Origin of the sequence: Achromobacter sp. 77 (genome assembly GCF_020541125.1) — a bacterium.
Taxonomy (GTDB): Bacteria; Pseudomonadota; Gammaproteobacteria; order Burkholderiales; family Burkholderiaceae_B; genus Achromobacter; species Achromobacter mucicolens.
Genome location: NZ_CP059848.1, coordinates 4,105,961 through 4,123,585 on the forward strand (window position 1 = coordinate 4,105,961; position 17,625 = coordinate 4,123,585).

Genomic DNA, 17,625 nt, shown 5'->3' on the forward strand with positions numbered 1-17,625 from the left:
TGTAGCCGCGCGGGCTCTGCGTCCCCCGCGGGTCTTGCACGGCGCCTGAACGACGCCGGTACTACGCGGCGGGGCTTGCGGCCCCGCCGGCCTGGACGGTCGCGCGAACGCTCAGTCCAGTGCGATCTGACGCAACAGCGGCAGATCGATGTTCCCGCCCGACAGCACGATGACCGCGTCGCGGCCTTCGGCAGACAGCTTTCCCGCCAGCAGCGCGGCCAGCGCCACCGCGCCGCCCGGCTCGACCACCAGGCGCAATTCATCCAGCGCAAAGCGGATGGCGGTGGCGACTTCGTCATCGCTCACCGACACGGCCGCGCTCAGGCAGCGGCTGTTGATCGCGTAAGGCAATTCCGCCGGCGTCGCTGCCTGCAGCGCATCGCACAAGGTCTTGGCGCCTGCGGGGTTGGTTTCGCGCTTGCCGGAGGCCAGCGACCTCACCGTGTCGTCGAATTCGCGTGGTTCCACCGCCACCATCCGCGCCTGCGGCGCCAGTTCGCGCAGCACCAGCGAGCAACCCGCCGCCATGCCGCCGCCGCCGCAAGGCGTGGCAAAGAGCCCAAGGTTGGCCCGCGCCGCGGCCGGCAGATCCTGCAACGCCTCCAAGGCCAGCGTGCCCTGTGCCGCCAGCACGTCAGGATGATCGCCAGGCGGCAGCAGCGTGGCGCCGGTCTCGGCCAGCAGGCGCATCCCGATCTCTTCGCGGCTTTCGCGCGTGCGGTCGTAGCGCACCACCTTGGCGCCGTGGCGCAGCGCCTTCTCGACCTTGTTTTCCGGCGCATCCACCGGCATCACGATGGTGGCCGGCACGCGCAGGCAGCGGCTGGCCCAGGCAACGGCCTGGCCATGATTGCCGGTGGAATAGGCCACCACGCCGCGCTCGCGCTGCGCCGGGTCCATGTTCAACAGTGCGTTGAATGCGCCCCGGGCCTTGAAGGAGCCCGTCACCTGCAGGTTTTCCAGCTTCAGCCAGATGGGCGCCTGCGCCCGTTCGTCCAGCGCCGGCGAGCGCAACAGCATGGTGCGCCGCACGTAGGGCGCCAGGCGCTCGGCGGCGGCGGTCACGTCGGCGTATTGCGGCACGCGCAGGGTGCCGAGCATTTCGTGTTCGATGGTCGGAGGCAAAAGCATCGCGGTCATGAGGCTATCCAGCAAGGTAGGGAAAGTCGGACGGGTCAAGCCGAAGGCGTCCAGACGGCGGGCGCGACGCTGCCGGTCTGCTCGACCAGGCGGCCGTAGGCTTCGGGACGGCGATGCTTGGCGAAATTGAAGACGGTGCTGCGGCCCAATTCGCACAGGTCCAGGTCGCAGTCGGCAACGATCAGCTCATCGTCCCAGGTCGCGGCCATGGCGATGATTTCGCCCTGGGGGTTGACGATGATGGAGTGGCCCAACAGTTCATGGCCGTCCTCAGTGCCGGCCTTGGCAACGGCCGCGGCAAAGGTGGCGTTCTGGTAGCAGCCCGCCTGGATGGACAGGTGCGAGTGCAGCACGCGCAGGTGGTGCGCCTCGAAGCCGCGGTTGTCCTGGTTGCGGCTGGGCGTGTTGTAGCCCAGCATGACGAGTTCGACTTGCTGCAGGCCCAGCACGCGCCAGGCCTCGGGCCAGCGCCTGTCGTTGCAGATGAGCATGCCCAGGTTCGCGTCCACGCCGGGCGCAATGGGCGCGCGCACCACCGGGAATCCCAGGTTGCCCACTTCGAAGTAGCGCTTCTCCAGATGCTGGACCTGGCGATGCTCGGCGAACTCGGCGTGCCCCGGCAGATGAACCTTGCGGTACTTCAGCACGATCTCGCCGTTGGGCGCGATGACAACCGACGTATTGAACCGGCGCTTGCGCACGATGCCCTGTTCGTCCGGTTCCCAGGCCAGTTCCGCGTATCCCAGGTACACCATCAGGCCGTAGCGCTTGATGGCGTCTAACAGCGGCTGCGTGGCGGGCGACGGCAGGCTGGGCTCAAACCAGGCATCCGCCTCGTCAAGATCCTCGCAGTACCAGCGCGGAAAGAAGGTCGTCAGCGCAAGTTCCGGAAACACCACGACCTGGGCGCCGCGTTGATGCGCGCGCTCCATCAGCCGGACCATGCGGCCGATCGCCACGTCGCGCCCTTCGGAACGTTGAATCGGACCCAATTGGGCGGCAGCGACGGTGACGATGCGGGACATGAGGTAATCCTGGGTTGTGTGAGCGATATCCGCCGCCAGCATGACGTGGGCGCCCGGCTGCGGGAAGACCGTCCGCCGGGCGGGACGCGGATCGCGGCGAGCCGTAAAACGGGCCCGCTACCCTTGAAAACAAAGGGTTTGCCGCCGCCGGACAAGGCTCCAGCCGGCCGCGGGACTGTGCATTTAGTAATGGGCTGCGCGCAAAACGTCATGGCGCCCGTGTGGCGCGCACGCCGCGCCGGCCTACAGGCCATAAAATGGCTGGCGCTGACATCCCTTCCACTTACGCCCCCTTCCCTATGGCCGGCCCCCTTCCCTCTGCGCCCGGAGCGCTGACGCTTCGCCAGATCGAGGTCTTCCACGCCGTGATGCTGACCGGCTCGCTCAGCGAGGCGGGCCGCATGCTGTCCGTGACGCAGCCTGCCGTGAGCCGCGTGCTGGCCTCGGCCGAGAACCGGCTGCGCTATCGGCTGTTCGAACGCGTCAAGGGGCGGCTGCACCCCACCCCGGAGGCCCGGCGCCTGTTTGTCGAGGCCGAAGAGATCTTCGGCCGCGTCAACCGGTTCAATGCCCTGGCGGGCGCGTTGGGCGCAGGCTCGGCAGGCACGGTCAGTCTGGTGTCCAGCCCCAGCTTCAGCGAATGGCTCATCCCGCACGCCATCCAGAAGTTTCGCGAGCGGCATCCCGACACGCCAATCCGCTACCGGCCGCTGGCATTTGACGCGCTGCTGCCGCATCTGCTGCTGGGACAGGCCGATTTCGGCATCGCGTCGATGCCGCCACCGGTCAACGCCAATATCGTCAGCGAAGAGATCGGGCAGGGCTGGCTGGGCTGCGCGGTGCCGCGCGGCCATCCGCTGGCGGTGCGCAGGCGCGTTCGCGCCGAAGACCTGCAAGGCCATCTGCTGATCGGCTATGGCGCCGACACGCCCTTCGGGCGGCTTGCCAGCCGCTTTCTGAACTCCGGCCCCGCGCCGGTGCAGCCGCAGATCGAAATCCGCTCGACGCCCGAGGCGCTGGCGCTCGTGCGCCAAGGCGTGGGCGTGGCGCTGATCGAATCGTTCGGCTATCACCCCAGCTTCGGCAAGGACTTCGTGCTGCTTCCCACCGAACCCGCCCTGAGCCACGCCATCCATCTGCTGCACTCGGCCAGCAGCCCGCTATCGAGCACCGCCAAGCGCTTTGCGACCGTGCTGAAGACGTTGATCCGGCAGGCGCAAAAAGACGCACCTTACTGAAAATCCATCTGCGAGATCGGCCGCAGGCGCACGCCCTCTTCCTGCAGCGCCTGACGCACAGCCCGCGCGATGTCGACGCCCTGCGGATTGTCGCCATGCACGCAGATCGTGTGCACCGGCATGGCGACCACCTTGCCGCCCACCGTGCGGATCGCCTGTTCGCGCACCATGCGCACCGCCTGCGCGGCGGCCGAGGCCGGATCGTGGATCACCGCGCCGGGCTCGCTGCGCGGCAGCGTCAGGCCATTGTCGCCGTAGAGCCTGTCGGCAAACACCTCGCAGGCCACGCGGATGCCGGCCCGGCGCGCGGCGCGCTCGGTCTCGTTGTGCGGCGTGCAGACCAGCACCAACTCCGGATCGAGCGTGCGCATGGCCCAGGTCAGCGCCTCTGACAGCGCCCGGTCTTCGAAGGCCAGCGTGGCCAGCGCGCCGTGCACCTTCACATGCGTCACGCGATGGCCCGCGGCGCGGGCCATGCCCTGCATCGCGGCGATCTGGTACGCGAGCATGTCGCCGATGGCCTGAGGGCTGTCGCCGACGATCTTGCGCCGGCCGAATCCCCACAGGTCGTTGAACCCCGGATGGGCGCCCACATCGATGCCCCGCTTTAGCGCGGATGCCGCAGTTTGGTGCATGACCGATGCATCACCACCGTGAAAACCGCAAGCCACGTTGGCCGACGTGATGAGGTCCAGCATGGCCTCGTCCGCACCAATCTTGTAGTGGCCAAAGCTCTCTCCCAGGTCGGAATTGAGGTCTACGTCGCGCATCTGAAGGACTCCGAAAAAAGCGAATTTCAATGTTTGGCATACCGTTGGCATGCAATTTGCATGCCAAGGACTTGCTGAGGCGATATGCCCAGGATCGGGGCAGGTCTGCCCACCGCGTTTTTTTAATGAACGGAGTCCAAGCAATGAATTTCAAATGGAAGAACGCCACATGCGCCGTGGCCGCAGCATTGGCGATGGCGACTGGCGTGGCGCAAGCGGCAGAACTCAATTTCGCCAGCTGGGGCGGCAACTACCAGGGCGCGATCCGCGACGCCTGGCTCAAGCCCTTCTCCAAGGAAACCGGCATTACCGTCCACGAAGACACCGATCCGCAGGTCGCCAAGATCCGCGCCATGATCGACACCAAGTCGGTCACATGGGACGTGGTGACCGAGAACAGCGCCCGCCTGACGCGCGGCATCAAGCTGGGCGTCTTCGAGAAGATCACGCCGCAGATGGTCAACCAGGACCACGTCATCCCCAGTGCCCGCAACGACTATGGCGTGCCGTCGGAAATCTTCTCGACCAACATCGGCTTCTCGACCCAGGCCTTCCCCGCCGGCAAGCCGCAACCCAGCACCTTCGCCGACTTCTGGGACGTGAAGAAATTCCCCGGCAAGCGGACCCTCCAGGACGATCCGGCCACGGTGATCGAAGCGGCGCTCATCGCCGACGGCGTCCCGCCTGCCGATGTGTACAAGGTGCTGGCCACGCCCGAGGGCCTTGACCGCGCGTTCAAGAAGATCGAAGAGATCAAGCCCCACGTCGCCCGCTGGTGGAAGAGCGGCGCCGAACCCGTCAACGCGCTGGGAACCGGCGAAGTCGTGATGGCGCTGGGCTGGAACGGCCGCTTCCAGGCCGGCATCGACTCGGGCCTGCCCATCGCCATGGGCTGGGGCGACAGCATCGCTCAGGTCGGCTACTTCGCCATCGTGAAGGGCTCGCCCAACCGCGACGCGGCCATCAAGCTGCTGAACTACATGATCCAGCCCAAGCACCAGGCCGAATTCAGCAAGTACATCGCCTACGGCCCGACCACCGAGCAGGCCCTGCCCCTGATCGACGCCAAGCGGCTTGAGCGCCTGCCTTCGACCACCGAGCGCCTGAAGAAAAGCATCTTCCTGAACTCGGAGTTCTGGGACACCCACGGCCCCGCCATCACCGAGCGCTACAACCAGGTCCGCGCCCGCTGATCCTTCTGCTTCCTTACTCAGACGCCGGCGCGTGCGCCGGCGCCCCAATGCCATGACCACGAGCACCGACGCCCTTACCCTGCCCGTCGCCAGCGTGCGCCCGGCCGCCGCTTCCCGGCGCGGCCGCGTCGCGGCCCTTGCTGCGTTGCCGCTGCTGCTGTTTCTTCTGCTGTTTTTCGCCGGCCCGATCGCGGGTTTGCTGGGCAACGGCTTCAAGGGCGAGGACGGCGGCCTGACGCTGGACCATTACCGCCACCTGCTGGACACGCCGATCTACCGGATCGTGCTGGTCAACACGTTCACCATTGCCGCAGCCGTCACGGTGGCATGCGTGGTGTTGAGCTATCCGCTCGCCTACCTGATGGCGACCGTATCGCCGACCGTGGCGCGCGTGGTGTTCTTCGCGGTGCTCCTTCCCTTCTGGTCCAGCGCGCTGGTGCGCACATCGGCCTGGATCGCGCTGCTGGGCAAGAACGGGCCGTTGAACACTTTGCTGACGACCGTGGGCATTCTCGACCAGCCCATGGCGTTCCTGTACAACTTTACCGGCGTGATGGTGGGCATGACGCACGTGCTGATGCCCTTCGTGGTGCTGCCGCTGTATGCGTCGTTCCGGTCCCTGGACGGCAGCCTGGTGCAGGCCGCGCAAGGCCTGGGCGCGGGATCCGCGGGCATTTTCAGCCGGGTCATCCTGCCGCTCACCAGTCCGGGCGCGGTCGCCGGCGGCATCATTGTCTTCATGAACGCCGTGGGCTACTACATCACCCCGTCGCTGATGGGCGGTCCCGCCCAGCGCATGGCCGCCGAACTCATTTCGCACAACATCACCGAAGAGCTGAACTGGGGATTGGCCTCGGCGCTGGCAGGCGTGCTGCTGGCCACCGTGCTGCTGTCGCTGTGGCTGTTCAACCGGCTGTTCGGCCTGAACAGCCTGATCAGCGCCAGTTCCGGCAAAGGCAGCAACACCAGCGGGTATCGCCGCACGCCGGGCGGCCGGATGTCGGCCATGCTGGGCGTGGCGTGCGCGGTGTTCCTGCTGCTGCCCATCGTCGTTGTCATTCCGATGAGCTTCGGCACCACCGACTTCCCCATCTTCCCGCCGCCCAGCTACGGGCTGCGCTGGTACGAGAACTTCTTCACGGACGGCAAATGGCTGGCCGCGCTGGCCTCCAGTACGCGGATCGCCGTGGTGGTGACGCTGCTGGCCACGGTCCTGGGCACCGCCGCCGCGCTGGGCGTCAGCCGGCTGGCAAAGCGCCATCAAGGCTGGCTGGATGCCTTCTTCATCGTCCCGATGTCGGTGCCGGCCATCGTCACGGCGGTCGCGCTGTACTACCTGTTCGCGCCCATCGGCTGGGTCGCCAATTCCATGGCGGTCATTCTGGGCCACACCGTGCTGGCCGCGCCCTACGTCTACATCACCATGCGGGCGGCGCTGCGCAGCCTGGACCCCAGCCTGGAGCTGGCCGCGCTGAGCATGGGCGCTTCCTGGCCGACGATGTTCCGGCTGGTGATGCTGCCGGCCCTGATCCCCAGCCTGATCGGCGGCGCCGTCTTTGCCTTCGTCAGCTCGTTCGACGACGTGGTCATGGCGCTGTTCCTGACCACCATCCGCAACCGCACCCTGCCCAAGCTGATGTTCGAGGGCCTGGCCAACGACTTCGATCCCACCGTGATCTCCGCCTCCTGCCTGCTGGTCGGGGCGACGGCGCTGATCCTGCTTGCAAACCTGCTGATCAGCAGGAAGAAGGAACACTGACATGCATATCGCCAACGACATCCTCCCGCAACGCCCGCCGGAACGCCAGGGCAAGGAACTGACGCTTGCCGGCATCCACAAGCGATACGGCGATTCGATTGCGCTGCCCGACGTCGACCTGACCGTGGCGCGCGGCGAGTTCTGCACGCTGCTGGGCGCGTCCGGCTCCGGCAAGACCACGCTGCTCAAGATCATCGCCGGCTTCGAATCGCCGGACGCCGGCGTGGTGAAGATCGGCGGGCGCGACGTCACGCATACGCCGATCGCGGACCGCAACATCGGCATGGTGTTCCAGAACTACGCCCTGTTCCCGCACATGAGCGTGTTCGAGAATGTCGCGTTCGCGCTGCGCATGCGGCGCCTGAACGAAGAGGACATCCGCCGCCGCGTATTTGAGGCGCTGGACCTGGTGAGCCTGGCGCCGCTGAAGGACCGCAAGCCCGGCGCGCTGTCCGGCGGCCAGCAGCAGCGCGTCGCGCTGGCGCGCGCCCTGGTGTTTACGCCCGACATCCTGCTGATGGACGAGCCGCTGGGCGCGCTGGACAAGAACCTGCGGCAAGCCATTCAGCTGCAGTTGCGCCGGCTGCACCAGGAACTGGGGCTGACCGTGGTCTTCGTCACGCATGACCAGGAAGAGGCCATGAACCTGTCGGACCGCATCGTCATCCTGGAACAGGGCAACATCGTCGAGGCCGGCTCGCCGGAAAGCCTGTACCGCAAGCCCGCCAGCGCTTTCGTCGCCGGCTTCCTGGGCGAATGCAATTTCCTGCCCGCCAACGACGGCGTGCTGGGCGTGCGCCCCGAGCACCTGCGCCTGGCCAGCCGCCTGGCCGGCGCGGATCAGCGCCACCCGGGCAAGGTCGTGGCGTCGACGTTCTGCGGCGTGCACTGGAAAGTCTTCATCGAAGCCTTCGGCAAGGTGGTCCTGGCCTACGCGCCGCTGGATGTGGACGCAGCACAGCGCACGCCCGGACAGGCGGTCACGTGGGGCTTTCATCCGGACGACGCCATGGAATTCGCCAACGCAGCATGACGACCGCCGCGCCAACCTCTTGCGGAACTGCCGCGCCGCGCATCGTGGCGGCGGGCGATCGCACGCTGCTGGTCGAGTTTCCCGACCGCATCGACGCCGAGACCAATGCGCGCGTGCTCGCGCTGTCAAAGGCGTTGCGAGGCAGCCTGCGCAAGGTCCGCGGACTCCAGAGCGTGGTGCCGGCATACCGTTCGCTCGCGGTGAACTTCGATCCGCTACTGATCGGGCACGACGCCATTGGCGAGCTGATCGGCCGCAGCCTGCAAGCCAGCGCCTTCGCGCCTGTCTCCGCACCGCGCCGCTGGGAAGTCCCGGTCTGCTATGGCGGCGCCCACGGCATGGATCTGCAGGCGCTGGCGGATCAGCATCGGCTTGATCCCGCGCGGGTCATCGCCCGGCACACCGCGCCCGTCTACCGGATCTACATGGTGGGATTCCTGCCGGGCTTCGCGTATCTGGGCGGCCTGGATCCTGCGCTGCACACGCCCCGCCGCGCCATGCCACGCGCGCACACGCCCGCCGGCAGCATCAACATCGGCGGCCAGCAGACGGCCATCGCCTCGGTGTCCGGACCCAGCGGCTGGCACCTGATCGGCCGCACGCCGTGGCGCAGCTTCGATCTGCGCCACGAGAATCCATTTCTGTTCGAGGCCGGCGACGAGATCGTGTTCACCCCCATCGATGAAGACGAGTTCGAACGCCTTGCCGCCTTGCAGGACGACCCCGCCCGGCGGCCGCGACCGCTGCCAGGAGACGGCCCATGAGCGCGCGCCTTCGCGTCGAAAAGGCCGGCTTGCTGACCACGGTGCAGGACCTGGGCCGCCCTGTCTATGAACACATGGGCGTGCCGCCGTCGGGCGCCATGGATCCCGGCGCGCTGCGCATCGCCAATGGACTCGTCGGCAACGCCCCCGGCCTGGCCGCACTGGAATTCACCCTGCTGGGCGGCGCGTTGCAGGTGCTGGATGCGGATTGCACTGTCGCCTTCGCCGGCGACGCCTTGCTGCACGCCAGCGCCACGGCCGCCTCGCCCGCGCGGTCCCTGAGCCCGTGGCAATCCCACCGCTTGCCGGCGGGCGCCACTTTGACGATTGGGCCGCTGGAACGCGGCGTACGCGGATATCTGGCCGTCGGTGGCGGCATCGCCGTGACGCCCGTGCTGGGCAGCGCGTCCACCCTGACGCGTGCCGGGCTGGGCGGCCTGGACGGCCGTGCGCTGGCGCGCGGCGACGTGCTTGCCACCGGCGACGCCCGGCGCCGTTCGCCGCGTCGCTGGCTGGCCGCCCGCGACACCGGCTGGTTCTATCGGGATGCGCCCATCGGTGTCGTCCTCGGGCCGCAGCAGGATCACTTCGCGCCCGCCGAGATCGACCGCTTTCTCGGCGCCACCTATCGCCTGGCGCCGCAGTCCGACCGCATGGGCCTGCGTCTGGATGGGCCGGTCATCGCGCACGCCCGCGGCGCCGACATCATCACCGACCCCATCGCCGCGGGCAGCATCCAGATCCCGGGCGCGGGCCAGCCGCTCATTGCCATGAACGACCGCCAGACCACCGGCGGTTACCCCAAGATCGCCACCGTCATCTCGGCCGACCTGCCTCGTCTTGCGCAGATCCGCCCGGGCCAGCCGCTGCGGTTCGAAGCCCTGGACCTGGCGCAGGCCGTGCAGCGCTGGCGCGACTACACGGAATGGGTGCGCGCCCGCGAAGACGACTTGCGCGCAGACCCGAACTTTCCCATCTTCCCCTTACTGTTTCCATGATTCCTATGTCCATCATTCATGCCATGGAAAGCCCCTTGCTCAACGCCACGGCCGCAGCCCCGGCCGCCGACGACGCGCGCGACCTGGTCGACGAGGCCTACTCGACCATGCTGGACATGATCCAGCTAGGCCAGTTGCCCATCAACCAACCGCTGCAGGAACGCAACCTGGCCAGCGCGCTGGGCGTGTCGCGCACCCCGCTGCGCGAGGCGATGAGCCGCCTGATCGGCGCCGGATTCGCCGTGCGCACGGCGCGCGGGCAGCTCATCGTTCCTGAACCCTCGTTGCGGCAATACCTGGAGATCTTCCAGATCCGCGTGCTGCTGGAAGGCGACGCCGCCGCGGCCGCCGCCACCCGCATGGCGCCGGAGGAGGCCGCAGCCCTTTTGGAGCAAGTCAGCGAGATCCGGCGCCGCAACGAGACCACCCACGAGGAGAACCATCGGGTCGACAACCTGCTGCACGACAGCATCGCCCGGGCCAGCGGCAACCGGCTGATGGCACAGACCATCCACGACCTGCGCATCAAGGCCCGCTGCTTCGACCAGAACGGCGCGCCCGAACGGCTGATTCCCGGCTGCGACGAGCACATTGCCGTTCTGCAGGCCATCCTGAATCGAGACCCCGACGCCGCGCGCGCCGCGATGCAGGCGCACCTCTGCAACGTGCGCGTTGGCCTGGTCGCCCGCCACACCCAGATTTAACTGCCTCCTTTATCCGCATGTCATTCCCTACCCCCAAGCCTCTGCTCATCATCATGAACCCGGTCACGCAGGCCGACCGGGATCAGATCGCCCGCCACTTCGAAGTCGTCTTCGCCCCGACGCCGGAGCAGTTTGCGCAAGCCCTCGCCGAGCACGCGCCACGCGTCGATGTGGTCATGACCATCGGCGCGATTGGCCTGACTGCAGGCCAGATCGACGCGCTGCCCAACCTGAAGCTGATCTACTCGATGGGAGCCGGCTACGAAAAGATCGACCTGGACCACGCCAGGCGGCGCGGCGTCAAGGTCGCCAACGGCGCGGGCACCAACGACAGCTGCGTCGCTGACCACGCCATGGGCCTGATGATCGCCGTCATCCGCGGCATTCCCCGCCTGGATCAGCTCACGCGGCAAGGCGTCTGGCGCACGCAGCTGCCTCTGCCGCCCAACGTCTCCGGGAAAAAGCTGGGCATCATCGGCCTGGGCGGTATCGGCGAAAAAGTGGCGCTGCGCGCACAGGCGTTCGAGATGCAGATCGGCTACCACAACCGCCGCCCGCGCCCGGGGTCGCCGCACCGCTACTTTCCTTCCGTGAGCGAACTGGCCGGGTGGTCCGACGTGCTGCTCGTCGCCATCCCGGGCGGCGATTCAACGCACCATCTGATCGATGGCGCCATCCTGGACCAGCTCGGCCCCAACGGCTACCTGATCAACATCGCGCGCGGCAGTGTCGTGGACACCGTTGCCTTGGAACGTGCCCTGCGCCAGCGGACCATCGCTGGCGCGGCACTGGACGTTTATGAGGGCGAACCCGAGTTGCCTGCGGCTTTGGCCGACTTGACCAACTTGGTGCTCACCCCTCACATTGCCGGCTGGTCGCCCGAAGCCATGCAATTGATGGTGGATAAGTTCCTGGAAAATGCGCGCCGGCTGTATGCGGGCGAGCCGCTGTTGACGCCGCTGTGAGGCGGGACGTTCATTCAGCCTGGGCAGAAATTCCCTGCTTGCCTGGCGCTGCTGCCAGCCGAACCCGTGCCTGGTATCAGACACGCATCCGGGGAAGCACTTCCCGGACCTCACATGCCTAGCGGCTGCATTGCTTGCTCAACTTCATCTGCGGAAAGGTCTTGCACGATCACGACCATGGCGCCCGTCGCCCGTGCAGCGCCTTCCGGCTCGGCAATCGGCTCGGGCGTGGCGAATACGAGCCGCACGCCATGCGCGGCGCGCAGACTGCCGTCTTCCCAACGCAGCACGCCCTTGGCCCTTAACAGGCGCTCTCCGACATGGCGTTGCATGTGCCGGGTCCAGTTCGCATAGGCTTCCCAGGTTACGGGCGTATGCTGCCGGAATGCATAGGACACAATGCCGTAGCGCAACACATGTGCCACCGGCTTGAAGGCGGCTGGCGCTGCCTCCTTTAACACAGCCGCGTCCAGATGTTCTGGACGCAGGCCGTCAAACAGCGCGGGCGCGCCCTCGTCCACCGTGCCAGGCGACACAGCGCGGATTGGCGCATTGGCGTTGTATCCCCTTAGCGCTGCCTTTACCGCCTGAATCGCGCCATCCCCGGCCAGATCCACCTTGGTCAGCGCAATGCGGTCGGCGATGGCGACCTGGGTGCTGGCTTCGCGATAGGCGTCCAGCGTCGCCATCCCGTGCAGCGCATCCGCCGTCGCCACCACGCCGCCGAAGCGGTAATGGCGGGCGATCAGGGGGTCGGCAGATAGCGTGTTGATGACCGGACACGGGTCGGCCAGCCCCGAGGTCTCTACCACCACCCGCTCAAATTGCGGAATTTCACCGCGCTGGCGACGGTAGTACAGCGACTCAAGCGTGTCTTGCAGCGAGCTTGTCGCCGCGCAGCAGAGACAGCCGGAATCCAGCAGCACGACATCGGTGTCATCCGCCTTGCCGACCAGCATATGATCCAGGCCGATCTCGCCGAACTCGTTGATGACCACCGCCGTATCGGCAAAGCGCGGGCTGCGCACCAGACGCGACAACAGTGTGGTCTTGCCGCTTCCCAGGAAGCCGGTCAACAGGTAGACGGGAATCGGTCCGGCATTGATGGCCATGGCGTCGGCATCCTTCTGCGGATCACTCACGGGCCGCGTCGGCGGGCGCGGGCAGGCCGCGCAGATAGTCCTGCACCTCGCGAGAGGGAATCACGTCCGCATACTTGCAATTCAGATCGAACAAGCTCATGGCGTGGCTGGCCTGGAAGCGGTCGAACGCCGCCTCTTCGGGAATGATTACCTTGAAATTGTAGGAGTAGGCGTCAACCGTGGTGGCGCGCAGGCATCCTGACGACGTGCATCCCACCAGGATCAGCGTGTCCACGTCGAGAAAATTCAGGTGGCTCATGAAGATCGTGCCGAAGAAGCAGGACGGCTTCTGCTTGGTGATGCGGATGTCTTGCGGACGCGGCGCCAGCGGCTCCACGGTTTGCGTCGCATGGGTGTTTGCCAGCACGGTCTTTTCACCGCCGCGGTGGTTCTTGCCTACCTGCACGCCACTATCCAACAGGTCGGCGCGCCGGCCGCTTTCGGTATAGAAGACGGGGATATTCTTGTCGCGCGCCAGTTCCAGCAGCGGCACAATATGCGCGACCGCGTCCCAGGCCTCGCGGCCGCAATGGGTGCGATATTGCTTCAGGCCTTCCAGGATGTCTTGAGGCGTGTCGCCGCAAAAGTTGTATTGCACGTCGATGATGAACAGCGCGGGGCGCTTGCCGAAGCCACCGCGCTTGCCGTAGCCGGCCTGAGCCAGCACTTGCTTGTCGCGTTCGGTAAGGAAGTCGTCCCAGATTCGCTTGGTGTCGCTCATAATGATTTCCGTCAGAAAGGAGATGGATTCAGTTCAAAGACGCTTGAGATAGCGGCCGCCAGGATTGGCGCGGGCCGCGTCCGTGATGCGGCCGTCCTGCGCCACGGTGCGCCCGCGCACCAGCGTGCGTATGGGCCAGCCTTTCAGGGTCATGCCCTCGTAAGGCGAATAGTCGGAGTTCGATTCCAGGGTGGCCGGATCGACCGTGCGTTGCAGGTCGGGGTCGACGATCACCAGGTCCGCGTCCTTGCCGATCTCGATGCTGCCCTTGCCCGGCATGCGATAGATGCGTGCCGCGCTCTCGGCACTGACCTTCATCAGTGTTTCCAGCGGGACGCCACGGCGGTGGTAGCCTTCGTGCAGCAAGATCGGCAACATCAGGCCGGTGCCCGGGAACCCATTGCTGGCCGCCCAGATGTCGGTGTCCTTGGTGGCCCGCTTGCGGGGCACGTGGTCGGTGCCTATCGTGGTGATGGAGCCGTCCAGCACGCCTTCCCACATGGCTTCCACATCGCTCTGGCCTCGCACCGGCGGATTGACCTTCGCATAAGTCCCGGCGGGCGATTCGTCGTTCAGGAAGAGGTAGTGCGGGCAGGTCTCGACGTAAATGGGCGGTGCGCCAGGCGTGCGGCGATGGCGCCGCGCCTCGTCCAGCGCTTCGCGGCTGCTCAGGTGCACAATATTGACCGCAGCGCCCGTCTTCGCCGCGAAATAGCACACGCGATGTACGTTCTCGGCTTCCAGGAAGTCCGGGCTCTGCTCGTTCCAGGCCTTCAAGTCGTCACGGCCTGCCGCGCGCAGGGGGTCTCTCAGGACAGGGATGACCTCGACGTTTTCGCAGTGCACGCCCATGATTGCGCCGGGGATGGCGGCCGTGGCGCGCAACGCCGAATACAGCAGGCCGTCGTCGATGTCGGTAAATCCCTTGGACAGTCCGGCCGCCCCTTTGTACATCATGTAGAGCTTGTAGGATGACACGCCGAATCGGCGAGAGGTTTCCTCGAGCGTATCCACATGCAGATTGCTGGTGATGCCGAAATGGAAGCCGAAGTCGACACAGCTTTGCGACAGCGCGCGGTCGCGCACCTTTTCAAAGGATTCACGGATGTCGGCGGAACGATGGAACGACAGCACTGTCGTGGTGCCACCAAGCGCGGCGAAGCGCGACTCGGTCTCGAAGTCGGTCTCCGGAGAGCCGAAGCCGAAGTGAACGTGAGGATCGATCAGGCCTGGCAGCACCCACAGTCCCTGGCAATCGATCGTTTCACGAGCCTCGAGCGGCGCGCCTGGTTCGGCGATTATGGCGATGCGGCCGTCAATGACGCCCAGCACGCCCTCGGTCAGGCCTTGCTGCGGCAGCAGCAGCCTTGCATTGGTCAGTAAGAGATCCAGCATGATATCGAGTTTCCTGAGTGATGCGCGTTGTCAGCAATGGGCCGTATCGGCGGCCGCCGTGTCGGTCAAGAATGCGTTGAGGACGCTGGCGGGGATCCCGCCTTCCGTGATGAGCTTGCGTTCGGCGTCCGTGAGCACCTGGGCGTAGGCCTGGAAGCGCACGCGGCGGTCCCCGTCCTCGGCGATCACGTCGATGGGCTCCCCCTTCAACACGCCATCCGCCACATTCTCCAGGCGCAGCGTCTCCGCGCCGGTCAGCCCCAACGCACGCCAGCCATGGCCTTGGGCGAACGCCAGCGGCAGCACCCCCATGCCCACCAGATTGGCGCGATGGATGCGTTCAAACGACTCCGCGATCACCGCGCGCACGCCCAACAGCGCCGAGCCCTTCGCAGCCCAATCCCGGCTGCTGCCCATGCCGTAGTCTTTGCCGCCCAGGATGACGCAGGCCTCGCCGGCATCGCGGTAGGCCGTCGCGGCATCGACAATCGGCATGAGCTTGCCGCTGGGATAGTGGCGGGTGACGCCGCCTTCCACGCCCGGCGTCAGCGCGTTCTTGATGCGGATGTTGGCGAAGGTGCCTCGTGTCATGACGTGATGATTGCAGCGGCGCGCCACATAGGTGTTGAAATCGCGCGGCGCCACGCCCTTGCCGATCAAGTACATGCCCGCGGGCGTGTCGGCGGGAATTTCACCGCTGGGCGAAATATGGTCGGTGGTCAACGAATCGCCGAACGCCGCCAGCACCCGTCCGCGCGCCAAGGCGCACGCCAAGTCGTCCAGCGCGTCGCGGCCGGGTTCGGTTTTGAAGAATGGAGGCTCGACCAGGTATTGCGAGTCCGGGTCCCAGGGAAAACGTAAGCCGGCCGGCGCGGACAAGTCTTGCCAGATCGCGCTGTCCAGGCTGGCGGGATCATAGACTTCGGCAAACAGCGAAGGGGCCGAAGCAAATGGCATCAAGGCCGCGATCTCGTCCTGGCTGGGCCAGACATCGCGCAGATAGACCGGTGCACCGTCCGCGCCCGGCCCCAGCGGCTCGCGCTCGAAATCCAGGTCGATGCGGCCCGCCAGCGCGTACAGCACCACCATCGCCGGCGACCCGATGTAGTTGGCGCGAAGCAGCTTGTGGATGCGACCTTCGAAATTCCGATTTCCGGACAGCACGGCGGCGGCGACCAGGCCGCGTTCGACAATGGCGTCTGCCACCGCGGAATCCAGGGGGCCTGACTTGCCGCCGCAAGTCGTGCAGCCGTAGCCGATCACATGAAAGCCTTGGGCTTGCAGCGCCGTCAGCAACCCTGCGGCTTCCAGATAGCGGGTAACCGCACGCGAGCCGGGCGCCAGCGACCGCTTGACCCAGGCGGGCGGCGTGAGGCCAAGCGCCAGCGCCTTCTGTGCGATCAGGCCGGCCGCCAGCATCACACTGGGGTTGGAGGTATTGGTGCAAGAGGTAATCGCCGCCAGCGCCACCGAGCCATGGCCGACGACGTCCCGGCTCGCCGGACGCGCAGCGTCCATATTCACATCGAACCCGCCTTCTGACTGCGGTACGCTCAGACGGCTGAGGAAGTCTGCGGCGACGTCCGACACATCCATGCGGTCCTGCGGGCGGCGCGGACCAGCCAGGCTTGGGCGGGCCGCCGACAAGTCGATGTCGATCACCCGGCTATAGGCGGGTACCGCTTGCGACGCGTCGCCCCACAGCAGGTTGACGCGTGCATAGGCTTCGATCAGCGCAAGTTGCTCTTCATTGCGCCCGGTCATGCGCGCGTATTCCAGCGTGCGCGCGTCGATCGGAAAATAGCCACAGGTGGCGCCATACTCGGGCGCCATGTTGGCGATCGTGGCTCGCTCGGGCACACTGAGCGCCGCCACCGCCGGGCCGAAGAATTCGACCATGCTGCCCACGACGCCTGCGGCGCGAAGTCGCTGTGTCACCAGCAGCGCGGCATCCGTCGTGAGGGCTGGCGCCTCAATGGCGCCGTGCAGCCGCACCCCAACCACCTCCGGAATGGGGAAGGTGTAGGCGTGGCCCAACAGGGCCGCTTCGGCGTCGATGCCGCCCACGCCCCAGCCCAACACGCCCAGCGCATTGACCATCGGCGTATGGGAATCGCCGCCGATCACGAAATCCGGATAGACCCACTCGCCGTCCTGTCGTGACTGCTGCGCAACCACCGGCGCCAAATATTCGAGGTTGACCTGATGAATAATCCCAATGCCAGGTGTGATGACGCGGAGTCCCTTGAAGGCCTGCTGCGCCCACTTCAGGAACCGGTAGCGCTCGTCGTTGCGTTCGAATTCGCGGCGCAGATTGCGCTGCATCGCCCCTGACTCGCCCCAATAGTCGACCTGAAGCGAATGATCCACGATCAGATCCACCGGAATTCGCGTGTCGACCTGCGAGGCATCTCCGCCAGCCTGGGCGACCGCGTCGCGCAGCGCCGCCAAGTCTTGCAATACCGGCAGCCCGCTGGAGTCCGGCAGGATCACGCGGGCCACATGCAGCGGCAAATCCGCCCCAGGGTGCGTTCCCCAATCCCACAGCCTGCGGATTTCCGCGTCCGATACGGCCGCGCCCCAGGCTCGGTGCCGCAGAAGATTCTCCAGCAGCACGCGGATGACATAAGGATACGTCCGGATGTCGCGCCCTTCCGATAGGGCGGCAACGGACAGATCCGCGTAGCGCAGCACCCTGCCGCTGCAGGGGAAAGACTGGATCATGGCAATCGTAATCGCGAGAATATCAATTGAAGCCATCTTACGGCCTCGAAAACA

General features: G+C 66.4%; 15 protein-coding genes. 8 read left to right on the plus strand and 7 right to left on the minus strand.

Translation table 11 applies throughout. The annotated features are described in order from the left end of the window. Positions 1–111: 111 nt before the first annotated feature. Together H4P35_RS19030 and H4P35_RS19035 are read right to left on the minus strand one after the other, a co-directional pair. Entirely contained in the window at positions 112–1,140 is a 1,029-nt protein-coding gene (locus H4P35_RS19030; RefSeq protein WP_226846552.1) for a threonine/serine dehydratase, read from the minus strand. 35 nt (positions 1,141–1,175) lie between these two features. Then, positions 1,176–2,165 (minus strand): N-carbamoyl-D-amino-acid hydrolase, encoded by a 990-nt coding sequence (locus H4P35_RS19035; RefSeq protein ID WP_226846553.1) that lies wholly within the window; start codon positions 2,163–2,165, stop codon positions 1,176–1,178. A gap of 299 nt (positions 2,166–2,464) precedes the next feature. Here H4P35_RS19035 and H4P35_RS19040 point away from each other — a divergent pair, with 299 nt between their 5' ends. Continuing rightward, positions 2,465–3,403, plus strand: a complete 939-nt coding sequence (locus H4P35_RS19040) for a LysR family transcriptional regulator (protein ID WP_056323015.1) — start codon at positions 2,465–2,467, stop codon at positions 3,401–3,403. On the opposite strand, the gene H4P35_RS19045 is transcribed toward H4P35_RS19040, so the two are convergent. After that, on the minus strand, positions 3,397–4,173 hold the full coding sequence (locus tag H4P35_RS19045) for a LamB/YcsF family protein (protein ID WP_226846554.1): 777 nt from the start codon (positions 4,171–4,173) through the stop codon (positions 3,397–3,399). The genes H4P35_RS19040 and H4P35_RS19045 overlap by 7 nt on opposite strands. 143 nt (positions 4,174–4,316) lie before the next feature. Between H4P35_RS19045 and H4P35_RS19050 the strand changes: the two genes are divergently transcribed. Genes H4P35_RS19050 through H4P35_RS19080 form a run of 7 tightly spaced genes read left to right on the plus strand, consistent with a single transcriptional unit; the run spans position 4,317 to position 11,589 of the window. Continuing rightward, a complete protein-coding gene (locus H4P35_RS19050; protein WP_226846555.1) occupies positions 4,317–5,366 on the plus strand; it encodes an ABC transporter substrate-binding protein in 1,050 nt (349 codons plus the stop codon). A gap of 52 nt (positions 5,367–5,418) precedes the next feature. Continuing rightward, positions 5,419–7,125 (plus strand): ABC transporter permease subunit, encoded by a 1,707-nt coding sequence (locus H4P35_RS19055; RefSeq protein WP_179689722.1) that lies wholly within the window; start codon positions 5,419–5,421, stop codon positions 7,123–7,125. Position 7,126: 1 nt separating this feature from the next. Continuing rightward, positions 7,127–8,158 carry an ABC transporter ATP-binding protein gene (locus tag H4P35_RS19060; RefSeq protein ID WP_226846556.1) on the plus strand — a complete coding sequence of 344 codons (1,032 nt, stop codon included), beginning with the start codon at positions 7,127–7,129 and terminating at the stop codon, positions 8,156–8,158. After that, the gene (gene pxpB, locus H4P35_RS19065) at positions 8,155–8,922 is read left to right on the plus strand and encodes a 5-oxoprolinase subunit PxpB (protein ID WP_226846557.1); all 768 of its coding nucleotides are present in this window, start codon (positions 8,155–8,157) and stop codon (positions 8,920–8,922) included. Before H4P35_RS19060 ends, pxpB begins: the two co-directional genes overlap by 4 nt. Continuing rightward, positions 8,919–9,920, plus strand: a complete 1,002-nt coding sequence (locus H4P35_RS19070) for a biotin-dependent carboxyltransferase family protein (RefSeq protein ID WP_226846558.1) — start codon at positions 8,919–8,921, stop codon at positions 9,918–9,920. The genes pxpB and H4P35_RS19070 overlap by 4 nt, the downstream gene beginning before the upstream one ends. A gap of 5 nt (positions 9,921–9,925) precedes the next feature. Further along, positions 9,926–10,624 (plus strand): GntR family transcriptional regulator, encoded by a 699-nt coding sequence (locus tag H4P35_RS19075; RefSeq protein WP_226846559.1) that lies wholly within the window; start codon positions 9,926–9,928, stop codon positions 10,622–10,624. 17 nt (positions 10,625–10,641) lie between these two features. Then, entirely contained in the window at positions 10,642–11,589 is a 948-nt protein-coding gene (locus tag H4P35_RS19080) for a 2-hydroxyacid dehydrogenase (RefSeq protein ID WP_226846560.1), read from the plus strand. 110 nt (positions 11,590–11,699) lie between these two features. Here the strand turns inward: H4P35_RS19080 and H4P35_RS19085 are convergent, their stop codons facing one another. The 4 genes from H4P35_RS19085 to acnA are packed head-to-tail and all read right to left on the minus strand — an operon-like array spanning position 11,700 to position 17,571. Next, a complete protein-coding gene (locus tag H4P35_RS19085; protein ID WP_226846561.1) occupies positions 11,700–12,701 on the minus strand; it encodes a GTP-binding protein in 1,002 nt (333 codons plus the stop codon). Between the two features lie 22 nt (positions 12,702–12,723). After that, complete coding sequence (locus H4P35_RS19090) at positions 12,724–13,452, minus strand: isochorismatase family protein (protein ID WP_056322987.1); 729 nt, start codon at positions 13,450–13,452, stop codon at positions 12,724–12,726. A 33-nt stretch (positions 13,453–13,485) separates the two neighbouring features. Further along, on the minus strand, positions 13,486–14,847 hold the full coding sequence (locus H4P35_RS19095; protein WP_226846562.1) for a dihydroorotase family protein: 1,362 nt from the start codon (positions 14,845–14,847) through the stop codon (positions 13,486–13,488). A gap of 30 nt (positions 14,848–14,877) precedes the next feature. Then, on the minus strand, positions 14,878–17,571 hold the full coding sequence (gene acnA, locus H4P35_RS19100; protein ID WP_226846563.1) for an aconitate hydratase AcnA: 2,694 nt from the start codon (positions 17,569–17,571) through the stop codon (positions 14,878–14,880). Positions 17,572–17,625: the final 54 nt, after the last annotated feature.

Excerpts from the sequence above, each read along its gene's own strand:
- acnA (WP_226846563.1), bottom strand. The coding sequence starts at position 17,571 with ATGATCCAGTCTTTCCCCTGCAGCGGCAGGGTGCTGCGCTACGCGGAT.
- H4P35_RS19035 (WP_226846553.1), bottom strand. The coding sequence starts at position 2,165 with ATGTCCCGCATCGTCACCGTCGCTGCCGCCCAATTGGGTCCGATTCAA.
- H4P35_RS19095 (WP_226846562.1), bottom strand. The coding sequence starts at position 14,847 with ATGCTGGATCTCTTACTGACCAATGCAAGGCTGCTGCTGCCGCAGCAA.
- H4P35_RS19075 (WP_226846559.1), top strand. The coding sequence starts at position 9,926 with ATGTCCATCATTCATGCCATGGAAAGCCCCTTGCTCAACGCCACGGCC.
- H4P35_RS19090 (WP_056322987.1), bottom strand. The coding sequence starts at position 13,452 with ATGAGCGACACCAAGCGAATCTGGGACGACTTCCTTACCGAACGCGAC.
- H4P35_RS19040 (WP_056323015.1), top strand. The coding sequence starts at position 2,465 with ATGGCCGGCCCCCTTCCCTCTGCGCCCGGAGCGCTGACGCTTCGCCAG.
- H4P35_RS19070 (WP_226846558.1), top strand. The coding sequence starts at position 8,919 with ATGAGCGCGCGCCTTCGCGTCGAAAAGGCCGGCTTGCTGACCACGGTG.
- H4P35_RS19045 (WP_226846554.1), bottom strand. The coding sequence starts at position 4,173 with ATGCGCGACGTAGACCTCAATTCCGACCTGGGAGAGAGCTTTGGCCAC.
- H4P35_RS19030 (WP_226846552.1), bottom strand. The coding sequence starts at position 1,140 with ATGACCGCGATGCTTTTGCCTCCGACCATCGAACACGAAATGCTCGGC.
- pxpB (WP_226846557.1), top strand. The coding sequence starts at position 8,155 with ATGACGACCGCCGCGCCAACCTCTTGCGGAACTGCCGCGCCGCGCATC.
- H4P35_RS19080 (WP_226846560.1), top strand. The coding sequence starts at position 10,642 with ATGTCATTCCCTACCCCCAAGCCTCTGCTCATCATCATGAACCCGGTC.
- H4P35_RS19055 (WP_179689722.1), top strand. The coding sequence starts at position 5,419 with ATGACCACGAGCACCGACGCCCTTACCCTGCCCGTCGCCAGCGTGCGC.
- H4P35_RS19060 (WP_226846556.1), top strand. The coding sequence starts at position 7,127 with ATGCATATCGCCAACGACATCCTCCCGCAACGCCCGCCGGAACGCCAG.
- H4P35_RS19050 (WP_226846555.1), top strand. The coding sequence starts at position 4,317 with ATGAATTTCAAATGGAAGAACGCCACATGCGCCGTGGCCGCAGCATTG.
- H4P35_RS19085 (WP_226846561.1), bottom strand. The coding sequence starts at position 12,701 with ATGGCCATCAATGCCGGACCGATTCCCGTCTACCTGTTGACCGGCTTC.